We start from the raw sequence: 2,382 nt of genomic DNA on the forward strand, positions 1-2,382 counted from the left end.
GACTATGACTATACGGGCTCGTGGACAAACAGCGGTCAAGATTTAGTGATTACGATCTTAGATGGAACGGGTGCGACGTTTACCATAAGCGATACGATTGGATTAGCGAATGATCCAACCCTGCTTAGCAGCGGAGGAACGGCTTACACAGCTGTGAATGTAGCTCCTGTTGCGCTAAGCGGTGACTTTGGAGCAGCGCCGACGATCGCCAGTATCGTAGCGGTGGACAGCAGCTTGAACGTTGGGGCGCAAATTGGAGACAAAGTACAGATCAACTTTAGTGAAGGCACGAACCAAAGCAGTAGCATCGTATTAGGCACCAACATTACTGTGACTTCTGGTGGTTTTGGCAGTGGAGCAATATACAGCTGGACGAGCCCAAGCCAATTGGAAATCACCCTAGGCGGCTCGCCATCAATTACGAAATCGAGCACAATCAATGTATTAAGCGGAGCGAACATCCGCAATGCGGCAAACCAAAGTAGTGTATTCGCAGTTAATACAAACGCGTTTACAGCAGGTGTCCCAGGAGGAACGTTCGGAACGCAGGTACCAGCTATTGTGTCGATTGTTGCAGCAGAAGGCGGAGCAGGAGAAACGGGATCAGGTGCAGGGGATATCTTAACGGTTAMGTTTGATACAGCAACGAACMAAAGCGGATCCAGCATTGACCCTTCAACCTTGTTTACCTTGACGGGCACCGACRCATGGGGAACAGGTGTAACAGGCGCGTGGAACGCGGCACAAGATGTGTTTACCATCACGCTTGCAGCGGATTCAGACATCAAGATTGGTTCGAGCTTAACGGTGAAAGGCACGGCAAACGTACAGGATATTGCGTTGGAGAGCGTGGCAACGACGAGTTCGCAGGCGATTAGTGGGACGTTTACAAGCGCAACGGGAACGGTAGCCGTCGATAAGGATTGGGGAATTAACGGCGATACCATTACAGTGACCGTTGTGGATGCTGATCTTCGTCGCGATGGTACGGCAAGCGTCACTGTGAAGTCGGCGACGACTGATGCAACAGGCATTACGGTATCGTTATCAGAAACAGCAACGCAAGGCACGTTTACAGGCACGTTTACTGTAGGGAATGCTTCGGTTGCAGGGGCAACGATTGGTTCAACGGCAGGAGAAGCCATCACCGTGACGTATGCGGATGYGAAAAACGCATCGGAAATAGCGGCGAATCCAACGGCAAGCGTGACACGCCGTGATCCGATTGCGATCAGCAGCGTAACGTTCAGTGGAACAGGCGGTACACTAGGWACAATCGACGCAGGCGATACGATTACGATTGATTTGGGGCAAGGAACGAACAAAACCGGCACGGGATTAACGRAATCGCAAGTGGACGGGATCATTGATTTAAGCGGCAAATCGTTAGGAACAGGTTACACAGGCGCATGGCAAAATAGCGGCCAGCAATTAGTGATCACYATCTCAAACGGTACAGGAGCGGATTTTGCGGTAACGGACACAATCGGTTTAGCGCTTGATGGTACGTTGATATCCGCAGATAACCACTATACAGCGAAGAATGTAGTCGCTCATGCGGGTACGGGCAATTTTGGTTTGGCGCCAACAATTACGGGTATTGGTGATCCAATTGGGAGCAGGAACAACGTTGAAGCCGGGAGACAGCGTGAGCATCGCGACAACCGCAGGCATTCGTAATGCAGCGAACCAAAGCGCCGTGTTTAGCGGTAACCATCTGATCGATAGTGGAAACTTCGGAAGCTACAGCGGAGCTGTTTCGACAGATGTAAGTTATGGCTTGAACGGGGATATCGTGACGGTGACGGTGACGGACTTGGATATTCGCCGTACGGGAAGCACAACGGTGAAAGTAGAGTCCGCAACGACGGATTCGAATGGATTTAGCCTAATCTTGAATGAAACGGCCACGGAAGGGACGTTTACGGGGACATTTACCGTGGGTAACACTAGTTCAAGTACGACGATTGCAACGGTAGCCGGAGAAACTATCACGGTTACTTACAGCGATGTGGCTGATAACGTCGGAGATCCAGCAACGCCAAACGCGACCGTACAGCGCCGTGACCCGATCGTGATTACTAGCGTAACAGCATCAGGCGCAGGCAGCGTAGGGCAAATTGATACTAACGATACAATTACGCTGCATTTAGCGAATGCAACGAACAAAACAGGCGCATTAACGAAAGAAGAAGTGGATGCAGCGATTGTCGTGAGTAGCGCTCATACATTAGGTACCGACTATACGGGCTCGTGGACAAACAGCGGTCAAGATTTAGTGATTACGATCTTAGATGGAACGGGTGCGACGTTTACCATAAGCGATACGATTGGATTAGCGAATGATCCAACCCTGCTTAGCAGCGGAGGAACGGCTTACAC

General features: G+C 50.8%; 2 protein-coding genes. Both read left to right on the forward strand.

Annotated elements, in window-relative coordinates; all coding sequences use genetic code 11:
- Positions 1-1,680: beta strand repeat-containing protein (locus AC1DLM_RS35310; RefSeq protein WP_477572615.1), on the forward strand; the 1,680-nt coding region annotated here is incomplete at its 5' end.
- Positions 1,649-2,382 (forward strand): hypothetical protein (locus AC1DLM_RS35315; protein WP_477572616.1); only part of this gene is annotated, 734 nt, incomplete at its 3' end. The genes AC1DLM_RS35310 and AC1DLM_RS35315, both read left to right, overlap by 32 nt.

It is taken from the genome of Paenibacillus sp. 01T442 (genome assembly GCF_056398345.1).